The sequence below is a fragment of the uncultured Fibrobacter sp. genome (assembly GCF_946062555.1).
Classification (GTDB): domain Bacteria; phylum Fibrobacterota; class Fibrobacteria; order Fibrobacterales; family Fibrobacteraceae; genus Fibrobacter.
In genome coordinates this window covers 1-15,571 of the sequence record NZ_CAMGVQ010000048.1, presented here as the reverse complement: position 1 = coordinate 15,571, position 15,571 = coordinate 1, and the positions used below count along the sequence as shown (strand labels likewise).

14 protein-coding genes and 1 pseudogene are annotated in these 15,571 nt (G+C 49.5%); 9 read left to right on the top strand and 6 right to left on the bottom strand.

The features are described 5' to 3' along the window. Positions 1–34: 34 nt before the first annotated feature. The gene (gene grpE / locus Q0P86_RS12615) at positions 35–697 is read right to left on the bottom strand and encodes a nucleotide exchange factor GrpE (RefSeq protein ID WP_295039890.1); all 663 of its coding nucleotides are present in this window, start codon (positions 695–697) and stop codon (positions 35–37) included. 190 nt (positions 698–887) lie between these two features. Here grpE and Q0P86_RS12610 point away from each other — a divergent pair, with 190 nt between their 5' ends. Together Q0P86_RS12610 and Q0P86_RS12605 are read left to right on the top strand one after the other, a co-directional pair. Further along, positions 888–1,235: a hypothetical protein gene (locus Q0P86_RS12610; protein WP_295039889.1), complete on the top strand. Its 348-nt coding sequence runs from the start codon at positions 888–890 to the stop codon at positions 1,233–1,235. Further along, on the top strand, positions 1,219–1,365 hold the full coding sequence (locus Q0P86_RS12605; protein WP_295039887.1) for a hypothetical protein: 147 nt from the start codon (positions 1,219–1,221) through the stop codon (positions 1,363–1,365). The genes Q0P86_RS12610 and Q0P86_RS12605 overlap by 17 nt, the downstream gene beginning before the upstream one ends. On the opposite strand, the gene Q0P86_RS12600 is transcribed toward Q0P86_RS12605, so the two are convergent. Continuing rightward, a complete protein-coding gene (locus Q0P86_RS12600) occupies positions 1,362–1,613 on the bottom strand; it encodes a hypothetical protein (RefSeq protein WP_295039885.1) in 252 nt (83 codons plus the stop codon). The two genes, Q0P86_RS12605 and Q0P86_RS12600, sit on opposite strands and share 4 nt — an antisense overlap. A gap of 126 nt (positions 1,614–1,739) precedes the next feature. On the opposite strand from Q0P86_RS12600, the pseudogene Q0P86_RS16930 reads away from it, so the two are divergent. Both Q0P86_RS16930 and Q0P86_RS12595 read left to right on the top strand, forming a co-directional pair. Beyond that, a pseudogene (locus Q0P86_RS16930) lies at positions 1,740–1,925 on the top strand (FISUMP domain-containing protein); the annotation flags it as partial. Positions 1,926–2,333: 408 nt separating this feature from the next. Continuing rightward, positions 2,334–3,317, top strand: coding sequence for a diaminopimelate dehydrogenase (locus tag Q0P86_RS12595; RefSeq protein WP_290991726.1), 984 nt, complete (start codon positions 2,334–2,336; stop codon positions 3,315–3,317). Positions 3,318–3,485: 168 nt separating this feature from the next. On the opposite strand, the gene Q0P86_RS12590 is transcribed toward Q0P86_RS12595, so the two are convergent. The 4 genes from Q0P86_RS12590 to Q0P86_RS12575 all read right to left on the bottom strand — a co-directional run bounded on the left by Q0P86_RS12590 (position 3,486) and on the right by Q0P86_RS12575 (position 8,061). Continuing rightward, positions 3,486–4,166, bottom strand: a complete 681-nt coding sequence (locus tag Q0P86_RS12590; protein ID WP_295039883.1) for an N-formylglutamate amidohydrolase — start codon at positions 4,164–4,166, stop codon at positions 3,486–3,488. Between the two features lie 162 nt (positions 4,167–4,328). After that, a complete protein-coding gene (locus Q0P86_RS12585) occupies positions 4,329–5,561 on the bottom strand; it encodes a glutamate-cysteine ligase family protein (RefSeq protein WP_295039880.1) in 1,233 nt (410 codons plus the stop codon). A 116-nt stretch (positions 5,562–5,677) separates the two neighbouring features. Continuing rightward, the gene (locus Q0P86_RS12580; RefSeq protein ID WP_291022571.1) at positions 5,678–7,183 is read right to left on the bottom strand and encodes a RimK family protein; all 1,506 of its coding nucleotides are present in this window, start codon (positions 7,181–7,183) and stop codon (positions 5,678–5,680) included. Between the two features lie 50 nt (positions 7,184–7,233). Beyond that, entirely contained in the window at positions 7,234–8,061 is an 828-nt protein-coding gene (locus Q0P86_RS12575; protein ID WP_295039878.1) for a peptidase-C39 like family protein, read from the bottom strand. Positions 8,062–8,151: 90 nt separating this feature from the next. On the opposite strand from Q0P86_RS12575, the gene Q0P86_RS12570 reads away from it, so the two are divergent. The 5 genes from Q0P86_RS12570 to Q0P86_RS12550 all read left to right on the top strand — a co-directional run bounded on the left by Q0P86_RS12570 (position 8,152) and on the right by Q0P86_RS12550 (position 15,568). Further along, positions 8,152–9,960 (top strand): hypothetical protein, encoded by a 1,809-nt coding sequence (locus tag Q0P86_RS12570; protein WP_295039876.1) that lies wholly within the window; start codon positions 8,152–8,154, stop codon positions 9,958–9,960. A 246-nt stretch (positions 9,961–10,206) separates the two neighbouring features. Beyond that, positions 10,207–11,457 (top strand): putative DNA modification/repair radical SAM protein, encoded by a 1,251-nt coding sequence (locus Q0P86_RS12565; protein ID WP_295039873.1) that lies wholly within the window; start codon positions 10,207–10,209, stop codon positions 11,455–11,457. Positions 11,458–11,524: 67 nt separating this feature from the next. Beyond that, complete coding sequence (locus Q0P86_RS12560; protein WP_295039870.1) at positions 11,525–12,286, top strand: TIGR03915 family putative DNA repair protein; 762 nt, start codon at positions 11,525–11,527, stop codon at positions 12,284–12,286. Between the two features lie 120 nt (positions 12,287–12,406). After that, positions 12,407–14,023 carry a cellulase family glycosylhydrolase gene (locus tag Q0P86_RS12555; RefSeq protein ID WP_290992134.1) on the top strand — a complete coding sequence of 539 codons (1,617 nt, stop codon included), beginning with the start codon at positions 12,407–12,409 and terminating at the stop codon, positions 14,021–14,023. Positions 14,024–14,152: 129 nt separating this feature from the next. Then, a complete protein-coding gene (locus Q0P86_RS12550) occupies positions 14,153–15,568 on the top strand; it encodes a sensor domain-containing diguanylate cyclase (RefSeq protein ID WP_290992131.1) in 1,416 nt (471 codons plus the stop codon). The last annotated feature ends 3 nt before the right edge of the window (positions 15,569–15,571 follow it).

Here is a 15,571-nt window from a genome sequence, read left to right as displayed (position 1 = left end):
AAAGGCTTTTTAAAGAAAGTAGTTTTATCCGAATTTATTTGCCGGACGAAACAATCACTTTGGCGGTTTTCAGAATCTTGTTCTTGAGTTTGTAGCCCTTTTGGAACACGGTTACCACGTGACCTTCAGGAATCGTTTCGGAGGGCTGCTGCATCAGGGCTTCATGCATATTCGGGTCGAATTCAGCACCCGTCGGATCAATCTGTTCGAGACCGGCATCCGAAAGAATCTTGGCGAACTGGTTATAGATCATCTGCATGCCTTTTTCGAATACTTCCAAGTCCTTTGCTTTGTTTTCGCTCGCGAATGCGCGTTCGAAATTATCCTGAACTTCGGAGAGCTTTTCAAGAAGCTTGCCATTCGCCGTTTCGATGATGTCAAGCTGCTCTTTGGCGCTGCGGCGGCGGAAATTGTCAAATTCGGCCATCAGGCGCAAATTGCGGTCGTTCGCATCGGCCAGTGCAGTCTTGAGAGCTGCAGTCGGGTCTTCGGCAGCGGATTCTGCTAGCTGTTCTGCAGAAGTGTCGGCAGGCGCGTCCGCGGAACTGTCAGAAGACTTTTCGTCAGATCCACTTTCGTCTTTCGTCTCTAGATTCTCGTCTAATTTCATCGCGTCTTCGGCGGCCTTGAGCACGTCTGCTTCGAATTTTGCCTTTTCTTCTGCGGTCGGTTCCTGCTGGTTCAAATCTTCTGCCATTTCGTTATTTTCCTATAAAAATGCCTATGAGGCTTAAGTTTTACAATTTTCGTTTTCAAAGATAGCAAAATCCGTGCCAAAAAAAAACTGCAAAAAAATGTTTCACAATAAAACACTTTATGGGATATTCTACATTGGAATAGGAAAAACGATGCGTTTTTAATAAAAATGTCCTATTTTCTAACTTGAAATGCAATTGGACCTGTACATTACGGTGCCAATTGTACTCGGCTCGATTCTGATGGTGGTAAACATCATCAGGTATTTTTTGTTTATCAAGAATACGCACGACGTTCTTTCAGCAGGAAGCGTTCGCGACCGCGTCTGGAAAACGGTTGCAGGCGTTATGCTGGTCTTTTTCCTGTTCGGCTACCTCTTTTGTGCCTTTGTAGGGGAGCCCGATATCGTGATGGCGCTGATTCTTTTCGGGGGAAGTGTTTTATTTCGGCATTCTGCAGGTGAATTCCGTGGGCGTGGTGGTTTCCAGCTACTGCGGCGCGAACGGCTGGTGGAAAATGCCTGTGTACGCCACCCGTGACGTGGTAATCGAAAAGTGGAGCCGCATTGCGCAGTTCCGCATCATGGAAATCCAGCCGACGCTCACCTTTGAGGAAGGCCCGCTCGAAGGCTCCGACCGCGGCGGCTTCGGCAGCACGGGAATCTGTTAAAATTCAATCTTATCTAGAACAATCTGTTCTGAATCTTTCTGCAAGAACATGACCATGTAAATGGGAAGGTATGTCACCTTTCCCTTTCGGGAAACATTGTAGTTTGCAAAGACGATGCCTTCTTGCATTTGATATTCGGAGTTCGCAAGACAGTTGTTCATGGCAGAATGGATGGTGTAATCCTTGCCGCTCCTCACTTCGATAGGCAATGCTCGGTTGTTGTATTCAATTACATTTTGCGTTCCCAAATGCGGTCCAGTTTTTGCCGAAGGACAACAATCTGAAACAGGGGGAGTTCTTCCACCTGGGATTCAAGTTCTGCAAAAGCTGCATCCGAAGTATGTCCGGAAAGCGGTCGTGGAACATTCCAAGATGTTCGAGATGGTCAAGTGTATAAATACATCACCATTGGCGATAGAGTGTGGATGGACCAAAACCTGAATTACCCAGTGGAAACTAGCACTTGCTATGATGAACAGCAAAGCAATTGCGATATCTATGGAAGGCTGTATTCTGTACAGTATATGAACGATAAACAAAAAAAACTTCGGAACTTTTAACCTAGATATCATTGATTCCATTTGTCCCCATGGATGGCGTGTTCCCACCTTGGCAGAATGTTTTTACAACAACCCATCTACAGGCGATCCAGACCCACTTTTTTATGAGGATTTGGGAGAAGGCTTTCGAACATGGTTGACAAGCACATACACTGAACATGGAAGGATGAAAATCTTTTCACCAGATTATGAAGATAGAGTCGATAGTTTTTTGGTAAAAAAACAAAAGGTTATTACTCTCTTCGCTGTATAAAAAAAGAGAATTGGGAGTTGTAACGCTAGGGGTTTTAGGGGGCGTCCCCCTACCAATTTGATATAAATTTCTCTCTCATCCCTAACCACTAACCACCAACGATTAACCACTTTTCCTATATTTTCTACGCAAAAATTTTTAACAAGGACATTGTTATGGCAAAGATTGCTATTCTCGGTTACGGTAACCTGGGTCGCGGTGTGGAATGCGCCGTGAAGCAGGCTCCGGATATGGAACTGGTCGCCGTTTTCACCCGTCGTGACCCCTCTACGGTCAAGATCCAGACGGCGGGCGTTCCGGTGCTGAACGTTTCTGAAATGGAAGCCTGGAAAGGCAAGGTGGACCTGCTCATCATCTGTGGCGGTTCCGCTACGGACCTGCCGGTGCTCACCCCGAAGTACGCCGCCATGTTCAACGTGATCGATTCCTTCGACACCCACGCCAAGATTCCGCAGCACTTCGCTGCCGTCGACGCTGCCGCTAAGTCTGCTGGCAACATCGCGATGATTTCTGTGGGTTGGGACCCGGGCATGTTCAGCCTGAACCGCGTGTACGCCCAGTCCATTCTCCCGGAAGGCAAGGACTACACATTCTGGGGCAAGGGTGTTAGCCAGGGCCACAGCGACGCTGTCCGCCGCATCAAGGGCGTGAAGAATGCGAAGCAGTACACCTGCCCGGTGGAAGCCGCTCTCGAAGCCGTGCGTAGCGGTTCCATGCCGGAACTCACCACCCGCCAGAAGCACACGCGCCTGGTTTACGTGGTGGCCGAAGAAGGTGCCGACAGGGCCTATATCGAAAACGCCATCAAGACGATGCCGAACTACTTCGATGAATACGACACCACGGTGAACTTTATCAGCGAAGAGGAATTCAACAAGAACCACAGCGGCCTCGCTCACGGCGGTTTCGTGATTCGTACCGGCAAGACCGGCATGAACAAGGAACACACGCACGTGATCGAATACAGCCTGAAGCTCGATTCCAACCCGGAATTCACGACCAGCGTTCTCGTGGCTTACGCCCGCGCGGCTCTCCGCATGAAGGCTAACGGAGTGACCGGTTGCAAGACCGTTCTCGACGTGCCGCCTGCATACCTCAGCACCTTGAGCGACGAAGAATTAAGGGCGCACTGCTTGTAATGGGTATGAGCACGGCGCCCTGAAGTGCGCCTTTGAGGTATGAGCACGTCTGCCTTTGGCAGACGTTAAGTGAAAGAGTTCTAGGATAAATCCTAGAGCTCTTTTGTTTGGAAAACTCAAAGTGAAACGAGCTCAAAGGCGCTTTGCGCCGACCTCATAGTTCGAACCTCACCGCTGAAAAAACTTCTGATTTATCTCAATCTCGATTCCCACGTAACGCGGGCCGAATTTCTTGCGGAGTGTGGTAGTGAGCCCGTCGGAAGTTCCTTTGTACGGGTAATTGAAGCGGACCTTCATGGCGGGGTAGAGCCGCTTGATTTCGCCCTTGATGACTTGCGCGTAGGCGCGTTCTTGCGGGCGGGTGGGGTCGTAGAGGATTCCGATGTCGGTGTTGCGGACTTTGCCGTTCAGTACCGGCGTAAAGCTGTGGATGCCCAGGTGAACGATGGCCGCTTCTGGTCGCTGAGCCTGTCGAAGCGAACCTATGTTTTGAGCGACAAACTTTTCGATGTTCTCGCGGTATTCAGTCCAGTAGTTTGTGGCGGACTCTTTTATTTTTGCGGCGGTTGCCGGGGTGCGTGTTTCGAGCTCCCGCAAGTAATCGCTGAAGGCGCTCTTGTTGGTGATGGTGCGGTTCAGGTCTACAAACAGACGCGAGAACTTTCCTTCGCAGCTAAATTCCGGCTTCGCGAAGCGTACCAGCTTGCGAAAGACTGTGTACGCTCCGATATCGTAGGCGCGGTGAGTCTTCAAAATCTCTGCAGGAACGGCCTTCTTGAAGGCGGCGGGTAGGCGATTGCACGCATGTTCGCAAGTGAGGATTAAGATGGAGTCGCTTCTTTTATTCATAATGGAAATATAAATGTTTATTGAACTGTATGGATCCCGTCACTCCTTTCAGTCGCTCCAGGATGACATTTAATTGCATTCCACACTTCACACTCCACATTTCACACCTCACATTACTCACTCCAGACTTCTCATTTCTAACTCCACGCCTCACACTTCACACTATTTTTCTGTTCCGTACAACTTATTTTCCGCAAGGCAGTGGGCGAGGCGGCCATATTCGTATACAAAATCGTCTCGATCGGGGTCTGCACCGACGGCTTTCACGAGGGCACTGGCTAGCGTTCCGCGCTTGAACATTTCGGCAAGCATGGCCTGCGAATGCGAATTGATTTTGGTTTTGACGCTGTCTGTGATTTTCTGGATGAGTTCACCGGCGGTGATTTCGCTAGCGTCAACCTTCCAAATATTCAAGAAATCGTGATCGGTAATCACAGTCTTTTCGGCGGATTTTGTCGTTGCGAGTAGGATCTTGGCGAGTGCATCGGTATCGAGGGCGCGAATTTCAGTTTCGCTTGCGAAAGCGCCTTCCACAAGACCTTTCAACACGGCAACTTCCCATTCGGCAATCGCGATGTCGGCATCGGGGCATTCCTGGATATCCACGAGGCGGATTTCTACAGCCCCGCGATCAAAGCGGGCGATGGCTCCGCGGCTATTCAAGAAGAAATGGTTCAGCAGATGTTCCGGGTCGTATGGAGCAATGTCTGCCTTCACGCGATTGAAAATCTGCTCTTCGTAATCCTTGTAGGTAAAGACCGCTTCGGGAATCACCTTTCCCGTAATGCTCGGAATTTTCTCCTGGTTATGGCGGTAAGTCTCAATTCGTCCATCCAAGAATCCGCAATATTTGCTGTCCAAAAACGGGCTAGAAGCTGCCACGGCGGGGATCAGTGGCAACAGCGCACGAATGGCCGCGTGTAGCTTTCCGAATTCCTCGTCGCCGTTGAAGGAAAGGTTGATGTGGGTCGATTGCAGGTTTGCCCAGCCGTGACCCTTGCAGTTAAAGATTCGGTCATAAGCCTGGTAAATGTCCAAGCAATCGTAGGGCCAAAGTTTCATCTCGGCGGGGTCCATAAAGGGGTGGGCCGCCGTGGGCAAGAGCATCGCGTTAATGCTCTTGAGCGATTCGTTCGCTTTCAGGATTTCGTGGTGGAATGTCTTGCCCAAGTGCTTCAGACTATCAACTGGTTCTGCGCACTTGAATTCCAGCACATGGCTCACCAGCTCGTTAGAAAGCCCAATCGGCCCGTGTTCCACGTCAGAGAGCTGCTCGCCATTCTTGTCTTTTCCGAGCGGTACATCGGCGCGGGGGAGAACGTTCAAGGAATCACGATCCACGATCATGTATTCCATCTCGATGCCGTATCGTTGCCACAATTTATAATTTGCCATAATAAGTTCTCGTCATAGTTGCGTCATTGCGAGCGAAGCGATGCAATCTATTTTTGATGTTAAAAATTAGTATGGATTGCTTCGGTCGTTACACGCCCTCGCAATGACGTGTAAAATCAAAACCATTCCCTCTCATGTTGCTGCAGCTTATGCTGAGCGGCGTTCATGCGTTCTTCGATGCGGTGGCGCAACGACCTCATGATGGCGAGGTAAACCTTGCTCTTGCCCACGCCGTCTTCAATTCCCGCGTCGATACTCGGGTTGTCGTTCACTTCGATCACAATCGGATGACCGTGCCATTCCTTTAAATCCACGCCGTAAAGACCGTTGCCAATCAGGCTGCAAATCTTGAGGGCGGTTTTTACGATTCCGTGCGGAACCATCTCGATGGGGATGCTTTCGCACTTGCCCGAAAACTCTTCGCTCTGTTTGTCGTCACTTTCCCAGTTGTAGATTTGCCAGTGGCCCTTGGCCATGTGGTACTTGCAGGCGTAGAGCGGCTTGCCGTCGAGCACACCCACACGCCAGTCGAATTCCGTCGGCGTAAATTCCTGGGCAATCAGTAGGTCGCTATGCTGGAACATTTCGTCGAGAATCTGTTCCAGTTCTTCTTTATTGGTGGCTTTCTTCACGCCCATAGAGAAACTGGAATCCGGCGACTTGATCACCATGGGGAACCCGATTTCCTTGGCGAGCGTGTGGCGGTTTTCGGCATGGGCAATAATCGTCTTCGGCGAATGAATCTTGGCCGCCTGCATCAGTTCTTGCAGGTACACCTTGTTAGAACAGCGCAGAATGCTGTCGGGGTCGTCAATCACTGCGATGCCTTGCGACTGGGCTCGGCGGGCGAAACTGTAAGTGTAGTGGTTCACGTTGGTAGTTTCGCGGATGAATATGGCGTCGAATTCGCCTACGCGCGGGTAGTCCTTCTTGGTAATCATTTCCACGCGGAATCCCGTTTCTTCGGCAGCCTTGATAAAGTTCTGGATAGCCTGCGCATTGCTCGGCGGCTCCACTTCGTCGGGGTTCGTGAGAATGCCTAAGTCGTACAGGTAATCTTCTTCCTTGCTGGTGGCGTAGCGGGTTTTCTCAAAGTATTCCTGCGCAAATTTATCGACGAATTCCATGTGGGATTCGGGAATTTCATCCACACAAATCGGGCGAATACTCTGGATAAACCACTTCTGCTTGAACACAAACTTTGCACGAAGGAGCGGTGCCTGGAACAAACGATAGAGTTCCTGCGAAAGCTCCAGGTATTGCGGGCTCACGTTCTGGCCAAAGTAAATCGAAAGTACGAATTCCGTGCCAGTTAGTTTGTGCAGGCTTTTTTGAATAAGGTTGTCGATTTCGTCGGAAATATGCTTGATGACTGCCGGAGCCTTGAAGTCCCGCATGTTCTTGACGCCCGGAATCACCTTGTGTCCGCGGGCTTCAGCCAAGAGCGATACGTAGTAGCCTTTGCTTTGATAATTGTAATCGCGGCAAAGGTTGAATACGCGCAAGTTGCGTTCGTTAGTGAATTTGCTCGAAATCAGGTAGTCCTGTGCCGAAATGATATCGATGCCCGGAACGTGTAACTTCCAGTGCTTGGGATTGTTTACAACGATTAACTTTTTCATGCTGTTTCTTTGGATTGCATCGCTTCGTTCGCAATGACGATGTTACGCTATTATTTCTTATTCTCAATGACTAGCACATTGCCGTCGTAGGTCATGACGCCGAGCAAAATGCTGTGAAGCAGGCGGAACTTATCCACCTTGTAGTAGGGAGTCTTGTGGAGGGGGTTGGAGCCGTCGGGGTCGGCCACCATGAACTGTTTCTTTTCGTCGATGCCGTACACCACCACGAAGTGCCCCGTGGGCTCACCGTGGATGTCGTCGAATACGGACTTGTCGTCTTTGCCGGTGAATTCCCGCATGCTGCTGTACAGGTAGGTGGCCGAAAGCCCACACAGGACGGGAACTCCCTTCTTGAAGTATTTTTCGAACATGGCAGCCCGCAAATCTTCAAAAGCAACTTTTCCGCCCAGGTTGATAAAGCGGATATACGCCTTGATTGCCTTGCGGAGCTTGGGGGCGTGCTTTGCTTTGTGCAAAAGTTCAAGCTTTGCTTTCAGTTTCGGCATGCTGAGGGTGCTCCAGGTGGGGTCCAGGAGCGTCAGGTTGTACGAATGAATGGTCGCCTTGAATCCGCGCTTTAAAGCGTCGATTCCGAGGAAAACGCCCAGCGTTCCGCCGTCTTCCAAGAACTCAATTTCAGAAATCAGTTGCTTTAAAGAAATCTTGTAGCCAAGGTGGTTGTACACCGCCTGGAGGCTAGTCGGCCCGCAGGTAACGTCGTCGGGCTGCTGTAGAATCTTGATGTCCATCGTTTTGCCTATTTTTGCCTTGTAGGTCGGGGCGGTTCGCGGATTAAATCCGTTTGGCCGTACCGTTCTCGTCTGGCGGCTGTCGGAAGGTTTTTCCGGGTCGTCGATGGCGTGTTGTAAAGATACCAAAATCTGTAAATTAGGGCAAGGGGGACAAAAACACCTATGTAAACTTAATTGACAAGACAAATTCACTTTATATATATAGATTTGCCTTGTATGAAATCGATTTCTTTGAAGATTGCCTCGGCTCTAGCCTTGACCGTTTCTGTTGCTTTTGCCGATGATTTTGAAGATGCACTTGCCGCGGTGGATTCTGCCGAAGCGGCCAATATGCCGGGCATGTACGATATCAATCATTTTGAATACATGGACTGTTGGATAGAGCCAGCAACAAACATTGTCCCTAGGGAAAGGAACCGTATCGGAGCCATTCGCGACGAGGCCAAGGTGTGTGGTTGCTACACTGTCCGTGAAAAGGGTGGTTTTGGTTGGCGAGCAAATGATGAAGGGAAAAAGATCGTCCAGGTCTGGGATCTCCCGAAACCTCGTCTTTTGACATGTCCCAAAGGCATGACCTGTTCCGAAGAATTCTTCATTGAACAGTGCGTGGACCATATCAAGCAGTCTGTTCCGATGCTTTCGGATTATGCGAAGGGTGGCGTCCTGGAAGGTGCTGTCGCACTGAACTTTGAAGATGGCGAAAAAACTCCGTTCGGCGAATATGTCGAAGCCAACAAGGCTACGGCGGATTCCATCAACTGCTTTATCAATGTCCATAACAGGCCCGACGCCACTCTTGAAAGCGACATGCGCAACCCGTATCTGTTCCACCTTTCGGGGATGCCCCGCAAGTTGATTCCGAGCGCTGCAGGTCGCTTTACGGATTATAGCGACGTCCGCTGTCTGAACAAGGGACTCCTGACCGGTTTTGCCGCCAACGGCTATGTAGAAAACGTACGACATGTCGATGCCAACGGCCTTCTTTACGGCGAAGAAATCGGCTACATGAATGACCCGACCTACCCCAAGAAACAGGGCCCGGAATGGGGAGGAATCCTCTGGAAGTCCAACTACAGAATGGGCATGCGCGAAGGAATCTCCACGTTCTACCGTTCTAGCGTTCTCGACCAGAAGGTTTACGGCAGGGGGGACAGTTCCTATTACTTTAAGTTCCTGGAAGTGCCCTATACGCAGGGTTACGTAAATGGAACGGTCCGTATGTTCTCGGACAAGGGTTTCGTCATGGCAGACATTCCCTACAAGCGTAACGCCCTGCACGGACGCATGACCGTATACAACCCGTTCAAGAAAAAACCGGTAACGCTGACATTTAACGCGAACAGCCTCGAAGGCTTTGTCGACTTCGGTGAATTTGGCGGAGTGTTCCACAAGGGGCTTCCCAACGGTCTTGTGACTTTCTGGACCGTGAAAGATACCTGCTACCAGTGGATGCCAGGCGAATCCGTTTGTTACTCCGAACGCATAACGAAAAAGCAATGGGGAACCTACCAAATGGGTAAGTTCCAGGGGCAAATGGAATGCGCTGACGGGCAAAAAGGCGGCAAGGATTTGATATGCCCCGATCTGGACTCCGCAGCCGTCAAGAAGATTGCGATTAATGCCGACATCGCGGTTAAGGAAAAGGAACGCGCCAAGGCTGCAGAGGCTATGAAGGATGCCGAAGAAGACCTAGCGAAAACACAGGCCGCAGCGGATTCCGCCGAGGCAAGTTCGACCGATACAACATCGACGGCCCCCAAGAAGGACGATGACGAAATCGCCCAAGCCATCGAAAGGGGAAAGAAGGCTCTCGCGGCAAAACTCGAAGCGCAGAAGGCTCTGCAAGAAGCCGAAAAAGCTCTAGCCGAGGCAAAGAAAGCTGAACGCGAAGCGGAAAAGGCCGAAAGGGAAGCCCTGAAGGCAGAACGCCAAGCTAAAAAGGCTGAAAAGGCCCGTCTCGCCAGGGAACAACGTGAAGCCAAGGCAAAAGAGAAGAGAGAAAAAAAAACAAAGAAAAAAAGGTGAAGTCCAAGAAAAAGACTAAGAACTAAAATCAAGATAACGGACCGCATCAAAGCGGTCCTTTTCTTGTATAGCGAACACAGAAAAGAGCCCATTCCCAAAGGTTCGCCCATCGCTCCGATAACAGGCTACATGCCTTTTCCCCCACGCTCGATTTTTTTATAAAAAAGTTCTCCTTGCACTTGCTTTTTTGAGCAGTTGTGTTTATATTTATAGTGAACAAAAGTGCAACTAAACAAAAAGGCAATTATGAATGTGCAGGAGAAATTGAAAATTCTTGCCGCGGCGGCCAAGTACGACGTTTCGTGTTCTTCCAGCGGATCCAAGCGTCAGGGCCCTCAAGGCGGGCTCGGAAGCGCTTGCAGTGCAGGTATTTGCCACACATGGTCTGCAGACGGGCGCTGCATTTCGCTACTAAAGGTGCTTTTGAGCAACGCCTGCAAATACGATTGCGCCTATTGCATCAATCGCCGCAGCAACGACATTCCCCGTGCCACGTTCACTCCCAAGGAACTGATAGAACTGACGCTGGAGTTCTATCGTCGCAACTATATCGAGGGACTCTTCCTGAGTTCAGCCGTTGTAGGAACTCCCGACCGAACCATGGAAATGCTTGTGCAAATTGCAAAGGAACTCCGCACCGTTCACAAGTTCGGCGGCTATATTCACCTCAAGGCGATTCCCGGAGCATCAAGCGATCTCCTGTACCAAGCCGGGCTTTACGCCGACCGTAGCAGCGTAAATATCGAAATTCCGACGGACCGGGCATTGCAATATCTGGCTCCCGAAAAGAACCATGCTTCCATCTACAAGCCAATGAACTTCCTTGCCGAGCGCAAGCTGGAATACAAGACGGAACATTCCCGTTATTCGCCTAAGTTCTTACCTGCCGGACAAAGTACCCAGATGATTGTCGGGGCGGCGGGGGAGACCGACCTACAGATTTTGACACTTTCTAACGGCTTTTACAAGCAACAGCAAATGAAACGCGTCTATTTTTCGGGATATGTACCTATAAATGCCGACAAGAGGCTTCCCGCGCTCACTACAAAGCCTCCGCTGGTTCGCGAACATCGACTTTATCAAGCAGATTGGCTGATGCGATTCTATAAGTTCGGCTACGACGAAATCGTGGACACGGCACACCCAAACCTGGATTTGGAATTGGATCCTAAAGTAGCCTGGGCACTAAGGCACCCTGAATTTTTCCCCATAGACATCCAGACGGCCGATTACGAGATGCTGCTAAGGGTTCCGGGAATCGGTGTCAAATCAGCCCAGTTGATTGTTTCTGGACGGCGATTCAGCAAGATTCGTCTTGAACAGATGAAAAAAATGGGGGTGGTCCTGAAGCGCGCGCAATATTTCATCTACCATCCCGATACACCGGCCTGCCTGCGTCGATTGTACCCTGAAATGGTGCGCCCCTTGTTGCTTCCCAAGCCCCAACCTTTGCAACTAGATTTATTCTCTAATCAAACTCTTGCCCTGCCTGCCTAAGAACCGAAATCAAAGCACCGAATCTCCCTTAATTTCAACCTTAGAACTCCGAATTCTGAATTAACTTATGCTTTCCATTTCATACGATTCAACATTCAACGGTTTCTTAAGTGTCGTCTTTGAAATCTATCGTCAGCATTTGGATGTCGGTGAAATTCGTCCTGACCGTAGCGATGCTCCCTGCAATCTCTTTATGCAGCCGTTCCGTATCGAGACCTCGGAGGAATCCGCCCAAAGACTCAAGCGGGCTATATCGAACCAGGCAAGCCCAGATATTCTATCGACACTGGATGCCGCTTTCCGCTCCGAAGAAGACGGAATTGAGATGAAAATCCTCGCTTATCTCCGTAAAATGTTCCGCGGAGTTGACCCGACCTACGCGAAAAATCCCACCTCCGACGAGATGCTTCCTATTTTCATGATCGCACGTTCTGTAAGGCGCGAAGTCGGAGGAATGCTTGGTATGGTACGCTTCAGCCGAATGCCCGATGGCACCTATTTCTCGGAGATAGAACCTAAATACGACATTCTCGAGTTGCTGATCGGACATTTCAGAGGCCGGTTTGCCAACGAACGATGGGTCATTTACGATTCCAAGCGAGGCTATGGAGTCTACTACGACGGAAAGAATCCCGTCGAGATGTCCATTCCGAATATACGACAGGTTTCGGCCATGAACTCGTCCGACAATTTTGTACAACTATGGCAGGATTACTATAAAACCATCGCCATTAAAGAACGCGAAAATTCCAAACTCATGAAACAATGTCTGCCGGTTCGATACTGGAAACACCTCCCCGAAAGACAGATCCAGGCGAAGTGGGCCTAAAAATTCCCTTGTTGCAAATATTCCAACCATTTTTTTTGTGTTTTTCAAAAAAATTATCCCTTGTTTCATAAATAATTGTATTTTTCAGTTGTAAAAAATGGAGAATTTGATTTTATGAATATGGCTTCGGCTAAACCGGGATTTTTTGTTCAGGACCGCTTTTTATACAGCAAAGATAACGAAAAGGTCATCCTTCGTGGCATCAACCACATGTTCATCTGGACTGACCGTGAAGGAAAGACGATTCCTGAAATTGCAAAAACCGGTGCAAACTGCGTTCGAATTGTTTGGAATACGCGCGGTCGAGTCAGCGATTTGGACAACATCATTACCCAGTGCATTTCGAACGGCATGATTCCCATCCCGGAAATTCATGACACGACGGGCAACTGGGATCGCCTGATGGAAGCGATGGAATTCTGGCTTCGCGAAGAAACGCTCCAGCTAATTACCAACCATCAGCAATACTTGATTGTGAACATCGGTAATGAACCCGGTGCTGAAGTAATGGATGCCGACGAATTTTTCACCACCTACAATGCGATTGTCACCAAAATGCGCGCTTCGGGAATCCGCGTACCCCTGATGATTGATGCTGACCAGTGGGGGCAAAGCGAAAAGAACCTTCTCGAAGTCGGTCCGAAGCTGTTGCAGGCGGACCCTGAGCACAATCTGCTGTTTTCGATTCACATGTGGTGGCCCACCGAACGTCACGATGCGCAAAAGACGGGTTACGCAACCGTTCAGGACCGCATCAAGGGCGTGCTGGAAGCATCCGTCGACAGCAAGTTGCCTTTAATTATTGGTGAATTCGCGCCCGTTGCCGCTGGGGGAATCAAGGATATCCCTTATAGGTACATTATGTCCGAGGCGGAACGACTGAATATCGGCTGGCTAGCCTGGAGCTGGGGTCCCGGTAACTCGGACAGTCCCGAAATGGACATGACCGTCCATAGTTCATTCAACACCCTGGTCGGTTGGGGCAAGGATGTCTGCGTCGACAATCCGAACGGCATCCAGAACACAAGTGTCATCCCGATGTTCATCCAGGAAAAGAATTTCGACATCGGCTCGCAGGTATTGGGAACGAACCTGATCCAAAATGGAGATTTCTCAAGCGAAGAACCTCTTTCGAACTGGCAGGTGGATTTCTGGGGAGGCAAAGCCGATGTTCAGGTCAACCAGGGAATAGTCCGTTTCGACATCAAGAAGGCGGGCAAGGAATCCTGGAACTTGCAGTTCAAGCAAAAGCTTTCCCTGCGCGAAGGCGTCACCTACATTTTCAGTATGCGCGCCAAGGCCGACAAGCCCCGCACCCTGAATGTGAATATCAAGAAGGACGCCGAGGAATACACTCCCTACGCAAACGGACGTATCTTGGACTTGAGTACCAGTTGGCAAAACTTCAGCTGGAAGTTTACCATGAAAGAAGCTAGCGATATGGAGGCCCTGCTCATTTACGATATGGGCGGCGTACCGATTTCGTGGGAACTCTGTGACATTTCGCTTGTCCAGGCTCGTAGCGTGGCGGATCGTCTCAATCGCACCTTCCAACGCAATGTGCAGAAAAACTCCGGCTACTTCAATGCTCCGAACGGGCCTTGGGAACTGCATCTTTATTCCACAAAGGGCGATCTCCTGGAGGTTCTCGACAAGGGCAAAGGCGGCGAAGGAATGCGTCAATACCCCAAAATTGAACGCAGCGGAATCATGGTCGTCAAGGATATTTCTAAGTAGGGACTATTCCTAACTGTAATATGGAATTCCTTACATTAATGTTTTTTATAGCACTTTTTCTTATAAAAAGTGCTATTATATTATTCAGGTGTTTATGTTATTTATCTTTGTGCAGATAAGGAGATGTTTATGGACTTGCAGGAATACGTCGACCAGTTCGATTTAATGACTTGCATCTTATCCGTAGAGAAAAAGCCCGACGGGAGCTACGGCAAAATCTGCATCGAAGCAGGCAACAAGGCCTACCTAGCCACATTTGAAAAGAGTTACGATTCGCCAATCAATCTTAATAACGACAAAGCTTTCGTTCCCGGTAAGGAATATACGGAATATATTCCCAAAGACCTGAATTTTGAACACTTTATTGTTAGCAGTGCGGTTCACAAGAAGCCGATGCATGCCTACATTCTTCCGGACCGGTTTAATGTTTGGTTCAATATTTTTAGCCAGCCGCTGAGTATCGACGATCCGAACAAGTGTTATTGCACCTATACGCAAGAAATCTCGACAGAGACAAACATCGACCAGCTGACAAATCATTCGGCACAGACCACTTCCGAAGTGCTGAAAACATGCATCAAGCTCCGCAGTACCAAGAATTTTCTCAAGACCATGGACGAAGTCATCGCGGACATCCGTTCTATTTGCGAATCGAGTTACTGTTGCATCCTTCTCACAGACTTTCACGAGAGGACTTGTTCGTTGCTGAGCGAAAGCATCAAGCCGAACTCCGGTCAATACTCGCTCAAGAACTATCTGAACGACTCCTTTATTGATTATGCCAAGAGTTGGCTCGAAACCATTGCCGGTAGCAACTGCCTGATTATTGAAAACAAACACGATATGGATGAGGTCAAGCGGAGGAATCCGAATTGGCACCGTTCTCTCCAGAGTGCCGGGGTAAAGAGTCTAGTGCTTTTCCCGCTTCAGCATAACAACGAAACGATCGGCTTTATCTGGGCCACGAACTTTGACACGAAAAATACTGAATATATAAAAGAGACCCTGGAACTGACCACGCTCTTTATCGCTTCCGAGATTGCAAACTACCAGTCGCTACAACGCCTTGAGATGCTCAGCACGACCGACCTGTTGACAGGGGTCCTGAATAGAAACGCCATGAACAACAAGGTTCTTCGTCTGGTGACAGGCCGCGAACGCGCTCCAGAAAAACTGGGAATCGTTTTTGCGGATCTGAACGGACTCAAGACTATCAACGATTCCGATGGACATAACGCAGGAGACTGCCTTTTGAAGGAAGCGGCCTTTATCCTCAAGTCCGTTTTTGAGGGGTGCGAGATTTACCGTGCCGGAGGAGATGAATTCGTCGTCGTGGCTACAAACAAGCCTAAAGAAGAGCTGGAAAAGAGCGTCGAAAAGCTACGCAAGGATTCAGCTGATCCGGAAAATGTTAGTTTTGCGTTAGGTTTTTATTTTAGCGAGAACGGGGGAGACATCCGCATGGCGATGCACGAAGCCGATTCCCGCATGTACGAGGATAAAAAACGGTTCTACGATCGCTATCCTCCTATGAGAAGAAGATAAAAA

What these genes read in the sequence shown, in the direction of transcription:
- grpE (WP_295039890.1), bottom strand. Translation starts at nt 697, where the DNA reads ATGGCAGAAGATTTGAACCAGCAGGAACCGACCGCAGAAGAAAAGGCA.
- Q0P86_RS12610 (WP_295039889.1), top strand. Translation starts at nt 888, where the DNA reads ATGCAATTGGACCTGTACATTACGGTGCCAATTGTACTCGGCTCGATT.
- Q0P86_RS12595 (WP_290991726.1), top strand. Translation starts at nt 2,334, where the DNA reads ATGGCAAAGATTGCTATTCTCGGTTACGGTAACCTGGGTCGCGGTGTG.
- Q0P86_RS12590 (WP_295039883.1), bottom strand. Translation starts at nt 4,166, where the DNA reads ATGAATAAAAGAAGCGACTCCATCTTAATCCTCACTTGCGAACATGCG.
- Q0P86_RS12585 (WP_295039880.1), bottom strand. Translation starts at nt 5,561, where the DNA reads ATGGCAAATTATAAATTGTGGCAACGATACGGCATCGAGATGGAATAC.
- Q0P86_RS12580 (WP_291022571.1), bottom strand. Translation starts at nt 7,183, where the DNA reads ATGAAAAAGTTAATCGTTGTAAACAATCCCAAGCACTGGAAGTTACAC.
- Q0P86_RS12570 (WP_295039876.1), top strand. Translation starts at nt 8,152, where the DNA reads ATGAAATCGATTTCTTTGAAGATTGCCTCGGCTCTAGCCTTGACCGTT.
- Q0P86_RS12565 (WP_295039873.1), top strand. Translation starts at nt 10,207, where the DNA reads ATGAATGTGCAGGAGAAATTGAAAATTCTTGCCGCGGCGGCCAAGTAC.
- Q0P86_RS12560 (WP_295039870.1), top strand. Translation starts at nt 11,525, where the DNA reads ATGCTTTCCATTTCATACGATTCAACATTCAACGGTTTCTTAAGTGTC.
- Q0P86_RS12555 (WP_290992134.1), top strand. Translation starts at nt 12,407, where the DNA reads ATGGCTTCGGCTAAACCGGGATTTTTTGTTCAGGACCGCTTTTTATAC.
- Q0P86_RS12550 (WP_290992131.1), top strand. Translation starts at nt 14,153, where the DNA reads ATGGACTTGCAGGAATACGTCGACCAGTTCGATTTAATGACTTGCATC.